Raw genomic sequence first — 8,241 nt, forward strand, 5'->3', positions numbered from 1 at the left:
GACGAAGACGTGAGCGGCAAAAACGTGAGCGGCAAAATCATTGAGATCCAGTTTTGTGTTGCGAACGTCCCTTGAACCAGAGTGTGCTCAGGGATTTCAGTTTGTAATGCGTTTGAATGGTCGGTATGACTCTTTAGCCGCCAATCTCTCGTGCTCTTAGCGTCGGCATTCTATGTGAAAGCACATCTCATCCAAGAGAGACATCGTGGCGTTTAGCAGCGTCGACTCTTAAAGCGATTCAAGGTAATTCTTGCTCCCTTTACTCGCTCAGAACTCATCGTCGGTTGCTAAATGAGTGAGTTGTTGGTCTCATCCAACACGGTGATTGTGATGTGATGTTGCTATGATGCAACCACCAAAAAATGGTTGTGCGCATTGCGTGTGCTTAGGCGAAAAGAAAATACAAAACAGGCGATGTTGAGATGAGTCTTATGAAATTTTCGACCGATCAATCCGCTCGGTCAGGTGGGAAGATGCTTTCTAGAATTCAAAACATGAAGTCTCCAATGAGAGTCCTTCATCGCTTGCGAAGCTCCAAAGGTTTGTCCAGTCGATGCACGCACCATTTCAATTCGCCGATGACCGGGCGAGTGGCATTGCAACGCGTATTGTGTCTCATCTTGGTGTTGGTTGCGGTTGATTCGGGAACGGCGATGTCTGTCGCTCACGCTTCCGATACCCCTCGCTCTCGTTTGAATTTCGATCTCGGATGGGAGTTTCATCACGGCGAATTGCAAGGTGATTCGATCGAACAAAAGCGAGCCGACCGAGACGGTTGGGTATCGATCAACTTGCCGCACGACTTCGGAATCGAAGGTCCATTCGATAAGTCGAACGCGAGCGGCGGGCCGGGGGGCTATCTCCCCGGAGGCATCGGGTGGTACCGGAAGTCGTTCCGCATGTCTGATGACGCCGCCGATAAAGTCGTGACGATCTCCTTCGACGGCGTCTACATGAACAGTGACGTCTGGATCAACGGCCACCATCTGGGACAGCGTCCGTATGGGTACATTGGATTTCATTACGACCTGACGCCGTATCTCGTCCACGATGGTGAGAACATCGTGGAAGTGAAAGTCGACAATGCCAAACAACCATCATCACGATGGTACACCGGGACGGGAATCTACCGGCACGTGTGGTTGACCACGACAAACAAAACACACGTGCCTCAATGGGGTACTCAAGTCAGCACGTCGAAGATCACCTCGTCACGAGCAAACGTCGACGTCAACACAACGATCACTAACAGAAGCGATCTCTCAAAGAACCTGTCGGTCAAACAAAGCATCCTCGATGCCGATGGGAATGTTTTGACATCAGTTAGCGAGTTAGTCGAAATCGATGGCGGGGCAACGCAGGTTGTTTCGCAGACTCTCGTGTTGCCCGATCCAAAACTTTGGTCCCCCGGCATGCCAAATCTTTACACGTTGCAAACCGAATTGCTCGATGCCGAAGAGTCCACCGGTGCGTCACAGGATGCCGGTCCGGCGGGACGCTTGGCCGACCGATACGACACCACCTTCGGCGTTCGCGAAATGCGTTTCGACCCTAATGAGGGCTTCTATCTCAATGGCAAGAGCATGATCTTCCAAGGCGTTTGCAACCATGACGATCTGGGCCCGTTGGGGGCCGCGCTGTGGGACCAAGCACTCCAGCGGCGTCTGCGAATGCTGAAGGAGATGGGGTGCAACGCGATTCGCACCGCTCACAATCCACCGCCGCCGGAACTATTGGATCTTTGTGACCAAATGGGGTTCTTGGTCGTCAATGAGACGTTTGACAAGTGGCGTTTCACTTGGGGATTCGAAGACGGCAAATTGGTTTGCGGCCGCCGAACGCAACAAGGCTACGCTTCCTACATCGATCAGTGGCAGGAAAGAGACTTGACTGATCATCTGTTGCGAGATCGTAACCATCCATCGGTGATCATGTGGAGCATCGGAAATGAACTTCCCGAGGCTCAAAAGCACGGTGAACTTGAAACAGTCAAGCGAATGAGTGAACTCTGTCATCGACTCGATCCGACACGCCCCGTCACCGCCGGTTGCAACCAGATTTCGGGTGTGAACGAAACCGGTTTCGCGGACCTCTTGGATGTCGTCGGTTACAACGGTGGTGGTCGATCGTGTTTCCAATACGAGGCCGATCACGAACGGTTTCCTGATCGATTCATCTACGCTTCGGAGGTTCCTCATTCGTTGCAAACCCGTGGGGAGTATCGGACGCATTCACGATTTCGAGAAAAGCAAAGTCAGCCACCGCATCTGACGCCCGATGAAGTTTTCGCCGAGACGAATGGACGATACGAATCGTCGTACGACAACGCGGGCGTTCGGATCAGCGCACGTGATTCGTGGCGGCTGACTAAAACGTTACCGTTTGTTGCGGGCGAATTTCGGTGGACGGGATTCGATTACATCGGCGAATCCGGTGGTTGGCCACGCGTGCTCGGCAATTTCGGAATCATCGATTTGTGTAACTTTCCGAAAGACACGTATTACTTCTATCAGAGTCAGTGGACCGAAGAACCGATGGTTCATCTGCTGCCGCATTGGACATGGCCCGGCAAAGAAGACGCGACGATTCCCGTTTGGTGCTACACGAACTGCGACAGCGTTGAGTTATTTCTCAATGGCGAATCGCTGGGCCAGCGTGAGTTCACGCTGGAGAACGACATGCATTTGGAATGGCTCGTTCCCTACCAACCCGGTGAAATCAAGGCGGTCGCGACTAAGGACGGGATAGTGGTACGTACGACGGCAAGGCATACCGCAGGTGATGCCGCCAAGATAACCGTCTCGCCTGATCAGCCGGAATTGGTTGTCGGTAACCGTGATCTGTCATACGTGACTATTCAGGTGTTGGATTCGAGCGATCGTTTCGTCCCCAAAGCGGCGACGAAGGTGACGTTCGAATTAGAAGGGCCGGGACGCTTGCTCGCCGTTGGCAGCGGCGACCCGATGAGCCATGAAGATTTTCAGGGAAACGTCGTCACCACGTTCAACGGTCTGGCATCCGTGATTGTCACCGATACAGGCGGCACCGGTGAGATTGTGCTGACGGCACATGCCGAAGGAATGCCCCCGGTCCAGTGCCTCATCCAGGTGACCGACGCGGAGTAAGTGAGCGGCGACTGAGCCCGGCAAACGGGCTCGATGGTCTCTTGTTTCTAACGCAACCGAAATCGACGCAGCGAGAGAGTCAGCTCGATCGAGGTCGCGTCTTTGATTTCGGCGGAAATGCGGGCCGCGAGATGTCGAGGCACGATTGTCTGCTGCGATGCAGCGACGGAACTCGCGCGAAAAGCAGGTTGGCGTGAGAGTTTCGCAAACTCAATGCCGCCAGATCGTCATAAAGCTTCCCGAGCGATAGACTGATGCCCTCTTCTTTGAGCGTCGTGGAGCGAAGCCAACGCGATTGGTCCGTCTCGTGCTGCGTCAACAACCGTCTCGACTTCGCCCGTCACCTCCCACCCGCATTCACGAAAAGCACTATTCATGATGGAAATCGGCAGTTCGTATGATTTACAGGTGCTTAAGAAGACAGACTTCGGATTCTATCTGAATGCCGACAATCTGGGCGAAGTGTTGCTGCCCACAAATCATGCTCCTGCCGACCTGCAGGTTGACGATACCGTGCACGTTTTTCTCTATCTGGACTCTGACGACCGTCCCATCGCAACCACTCAAACGCCCAAGGTGGAGGTCGGCGAATTCGCATTCCTCGAGGTGAAGGACAATACGCCGATCGGGGCGTTTATGGATTGGGGATTGGACAAGGAGGTGTTGGTTCCGTTTGCCGAACAACACCGTCCGATGACCGTGGGCAATCGTTACCTGGTGTTCCTGTATCTCGATAACCAGGGCAGGATCACGGCGACATCGAAAATCGACAAGTGCGTTTTGGAGGATGACGAACACGACTTTCATCCGCAGCAGCCCGTCGACCTGATCATTGCCAACAGTACGGAGTTGGGGTTTAAGGCGATCGTGGATCAAAGCTACTGGGGCTTGCTCTACAAAGACGACGTTGATCAAAGGCTCAGTTTCGGGCAGAGTATCCAAGGCTATATCAAACGGGTCCGCGAAGACGGCAAGATTGACCTGAGCCTCAAAAGCAGTCAGGAGGTTCGCGACAGTCACAGCCAAATCGTGCAGGACTACTTACGCGAGCACAACGGATTCGCCCCGATACATGACAAGTCTCCTCCAGATCAAATATCGGACCTGTTAGGGATGAGTAAAAAGCAGTTCAAGAAAACCATCGGTACTCTCTACAAGCAAAGAATCATCACCATCGAAGAAGACGGAATTCGATTGGTTTGAGCCGATGGGCCGAAACATGATCCCGTAGCGGAAGCCGTCGATAGCTCAGGCGATCACCCGCGAGACGCCCGGCGAGATTATTAGTACCCGCAGCGGAGCAACGGATACCGCTGACTATTCCTCCGCGTCTTCAACCTCGGTGTCTTTCGCCGCGGATTTGATCGGTGGCGATCCAGACAAAAGGACGACTCCTTCGGGAGAACGGACGACGATGTCTTTGAACTGAGCATGCGAATCCCATGTCGCCAAGCCGACGTAGCCCGACGAGAAACGCTCGTTAACACCTTCGCAGATTAACTCGCCGTCGAGATAGCACTCGTAATTCGACTCGCGGACGCGAATCTCGACACGATACCATGGATTCAATTCGACGTCGCTGTCATCGTCCAAACGCATGAAATGCCCGACCCTATCTCTCGCCCAGGATCCGTTGAGCACATACGAAGTATCGTGACCGCGATTGTAGTAGTTTCCCAACCCGAAAATCATGTGGTTGTTCTCATCCCGCCAATGGAAGAGAGCCTTGAATCCATGGGTTCCGGAGACTCGCTTAGCACTGAAGCTCAGATGGTAGTTCTGCCATTCCCGCTTTCCAAAAACGAGCTGCGTGCTCTTTCGTTCCTTCTGATGTTGTTCAATGCTCTCTGCCCCCGACGTCCACTCGCCGGTTTGGTGAATGATGGGGAATGGGAAAGGCGCCTCGTCGTGGGAAGACGTTTGGTCGTGGTTTCCATTCGGCAGCGTCGGAAGGCCTGTCCAAAGTGGGCGGCCATCGGCATCAATCACACGGATGTTTTTGAACGCAGTCTTCTCACCGGCTGTCCATCGGTAGCACAGGAATCCAACCCGTCCGGAGTCGGGCAGTTGATCCTTGACCTCAAGGAATCGCTCACCATCGAGGTAGCCCTCCACGTCCCCGTTCGAAACGATCACTCGCACCGTGTACCATCGCTCGGCCGCGAGTCGTTGCATCTTTTCTCTTACGAAGGTTCGGTATCCACCCTGACGTTGAGCGAGAGTTGCGACGCAATTGTGCCAAACGAGTCCGACCTCAAAGGTGTTGTTGGGATCGGGAGCGCGGATATACGCGCTGGTGCAAATCGGCAACGTTGAGCACTGGAAGTCAAACGAAAACTCGTAGTCAGTCCAATCGCGATCGCCAAACAACATTCCGTAGTAACCGCGTGATTGGCTCGATGTGGTAACCAGTTGGTCGCCCTCGATTGCCCAGTCGCCTGCATTGCCGTGTGTGATTTCGGCTACTCTTGCAGGCCCGTGATCGTTGAATGAGGAATCGTGGGGCGGTTTTTCGGGTGTGGCCGCGATGTCGTCGGTTAAAGAGAGGCCTCGACGGGGCGACGTGTCAGGCTCTGATGATGAGGAAACCGCGTTCGGCGCAGTTTGCTCGCTCGGTTTGTCGTGAGCGTGAGCCCGAAGGGTGATTCGTTTCTCGCGTGAAGCGTCTATCGAGACTCTCTCACCGTGAATCGTCAGACCGTTGGCCTCGACGATGACTTCGTGAACGCCCGCCGATAACGACGTCGAGGCCAAAAACTGTTGACCCTGCGTGCGGATCTCGATCTGGTTTCCGTCGACACGGACTTCCGCGTTGTCGGGCAGATTCTCAATGACCAGCGTTCCCGTTTGCATTCGAATAATCAGCGTTGCGGTGAGAATCCCGAACGCGGCTAACAGCGACCCCGCGATCAACACGACGTAAGGAGGTTTGATCCGGTCGACCAAGTGTGATGATATTCTTCTTTGCGGTTGTTCTCTGTTGTCGACGTCGTGTGCGTCCGCGGTTTCGGCGGATGTCTCGGCAAGCGGTTGCACGATGGACGGTTCCGGTTTCGTCGGGACGCTCGACACGTCGGCCGAATCGCCGCGATCGACTGACGTATCACGGCTCGGCGACGCGATGTCCAGTTTCGTATCGTGTTTCGTGGCCGAACGATTGGAAGATGCAATCAGCACTGCCGCGCCCGCGTATGGCTGCAGGACGTCGGAAACCGCTCGGGGCGTTGGATATCGATCCGATGGAGACTTGGCGATCATCTTTTCGACGATCTCCGAAATCTCCAAGGGGATGTCCGGCCTCTCATCGCTGAGTGGGGCGGCCTCTTTCTGCGCGTGCGCCATCAACACGCTTTGGTAAGTACCACTGAATGGAGGTCTTCCCGTCAACAAGTGATACATCGTGCACCCGAGGCTGTAGACGTCCGCCCGAATGTCGGCTCCGGCCGCATCCATCGCTTGCTCGGGTGCCATGTACTGCGGCGTTCCCAACATGGTGCCGTCCGCGGTAATCCGATCGACGGGATGCTCACTGATGGCTTTCGCGAGTCCGAAGTCGAGAACCTTGACTTGCAACTTGCCCTCGTCTTCGAACACCATCACGTTAGACGGCTTGATGTCACGATGCACCATGCCACGCGAATGGGCGTGTTGGAGTGCAGTTGCTGTCTTGCTGATCAGGGTGCATGCCACGGAAAGAGGTACGGGGTGATAACGTCGTATGAATCTCTGCAAATCGATGCCCGGCACATACTCCATCGAGAACACCAATTGCGTCGGCATCAGCACTCTTTGATAGGCGGTGGCGATGGAGGGATGGTTGAGTTTCCCGATTGCCTTCATCTCGCTGATGAACCGTTGGCGAGCGGATTCCTTTTGAACCATCCGGTCGTTCAAGACCTTGAGGACCTCCATCCGGTCCATCGGCAAATACTTTGCAAGGTAGACGACCCCCATGCCTCCGCGGCCGAGTTCCTCGAGGACGTGATAATCGGTGGAGTCGATCAACTCCTGAGGCACGCCCTCGATCGGTTCCGGCTCCGAGGGCGCGACGCCCGATGCAATCGTCTGCTGCATCGTCGCGAGCGAAATTGAAATGTGGCTCGCACTCGCGAGTTCTTTGACCCGGTCGAGCAACCCGTCTTCGGAAAAGCCGGCGATCCGATTTTGCAGTTCAGGTGATTTTTCAATCGCCAATGCAACGTTCACCTCTTCCTCGGCATTGAGCCTCCCCGAGACAAAACGCTTCAAAAGGTCGTCGTCGATCGCGAAACTCTTTGGATTTGACATGCCGAATACCAGGATTCTGGACGCCCGAATCAGGGCCTCTCTCACCAGGAAGGCACAGAATCCGGCCAACCTGTCGCGAAAACACGTAGCTCTGGAGAGCTTGGTCTATTCCCCCCGGCTTGCGAGCCGTTTGTACGTCGCGGACAGGTCAAGGCTTCTGGCGTAAACCTGCGTGGGCGGCTGGCAATCGATCGATTTTCTCGGTATCGGGACGTTCGGTCCTGTGCTGCGGAAGCGTCCCAATAATTGTTGAAAGTTGAAAGATGGTCTCCCGGAGGGCAGAATCTGCCCTTCGCAATTTTCCAATTTTCGTCGGGTGCAACCGACGGGGAGACCATCATGAATGAAGTTAGTCTTTTGCAATCTCTTGGGCAAGTTTCAGCGTCAGAAAGCGGGGCAGTCTTTCGAGACTTCATCCGTGGCCTCGTCCGCGAGATGATCAGTGAAGTGATGGCTGCTGAAGTCACGCAGCTCTGTGGTCCCAAGCACGCACCGCATGAAGGCGATCACTATCGAGCCGGAACCAGTCCCGGACGCGTTCTTTACGAGGGCGAACGGGAAGAGGTTGTTCGGCCTCGTGTGCGTCGCAGAGGCGACGACGGGGACAGTCACGAAGCCGAATTGGCCACTTATCGAGCGGCGAAGGATCCCAGTCAGTTGCAGACACAGATCATCCAGGCGATCGTGTCTGGCGTCAGCAGTCGAGCGATCGAGGACATTAAACCGAATTCCCTGGGAGTCAGCCGGTCGAATGTATCGCGATTGTGGAAAGAGGTGGGGCACAAGTTTGTCGACGAATTGCGAGGCAAGGACTTGGGGGCTCAGAGCT

Annotated in this window: 4 protein-coding genes; 3 read left to right on the forward strand and 1 reads right to left on the reverse strand. The window is 54.8% G+C overall.

Annotated elements, in window-relative coordinates:
- The first annotated feature begins 494 nt into the window (after positions 1-494).
- Together FHS27_RS15465 and FHS27_RS15470 are read left to right on the forward strand one after the other, a co-directional pair.
- Positions 495-3,125 carry a glycoside hydrolase family 2 TIM barrel-domain containing protein gene (locus FHS27_RS15465; RefSeq protein ID WP_246419850.1) on the forward strand — a complete coding sequence of 877 codons (2,631 nt, stop codon included), beginning with the start codon at positions 495-497 and terminating at the stop codon, positions 3,123-3,125.
- A gap of 375 nt (positions 3,126-3,500) precedes the next feature.
- Positions 3,501-4,328 carry a CvfB family protein gene (locus FHS27_RS15470; protein WP_184305800.1) on the forward strand — a complete coding sequence of 276 codons (828 nt, stop codon included), beginning with the start codon at positions 3,501-3,503 and terminating at the stop codon, positions 4,326-4,328.
- A gap of 114 nt (positions 4,329-4,442) precedes the next feature.
- Here FHS27_RS15470 and FHS27_RS15475 read toward each other — a convergent pair whose 3' ends face one another.
- Positions 4,443-7,412, reverse strand: coding sequence for a protein kinase domain-containing protein (locus tag FHS27_RS15475; RefSeq protein ID WP_184305801.1), 2,970 nt, complete (start codon positions 7,410-7,412; stop codon positions 4,443-4,445).
- A 246-nt stretch (positions 7,413-7,658) separates the two neighbouring features.
- Here FHS27_RS15475 and FHS27_RS15480 point away from each other — a divergent pair.
- The coding region (locus FHS27_RS15480; protein ID WP_184305802.1) for a transposase at positions 7,659-8,241 on the forward strand (583 nt) is incomplete at its 3' end.

Origin of the sequence: Aporhodopirellula rubra (assembly GCF_014192335.1) — a bacterium.
Taxonomy (GTDB): domain Bacteria; phylum Planctomycetota; class Planctomycetia; order Pirellulales; family Pirellulaceae; genus Rhodopirellula; species Rhodopirellula rubra.

Bases quoted from the DNA above. Each gene is read 5' to 3' on its own strand.
- FHS27_RS15465 (WP_246419850.1), top strand. From the start codon at position 495: ATGAAGTCTCCAATGAGAGTCCTTCATCGCTTGCGAAGCTCCAAAGGT.
- FHS27_RS15470 (WP_184305800.1), top strand. From the start codon at position 3,501: ATGATGGAAATCGGCAGTTCGTATGATTTACAGGTGCTTAAGAAGACA.
- FHS27_RS15475 (WP_184305801.1), bottom strand. From the start codon at position 7,412: ATGTCAAATCCAAAGAGTTTCGCGATCGACGACGACCTTTTGAAGCGT.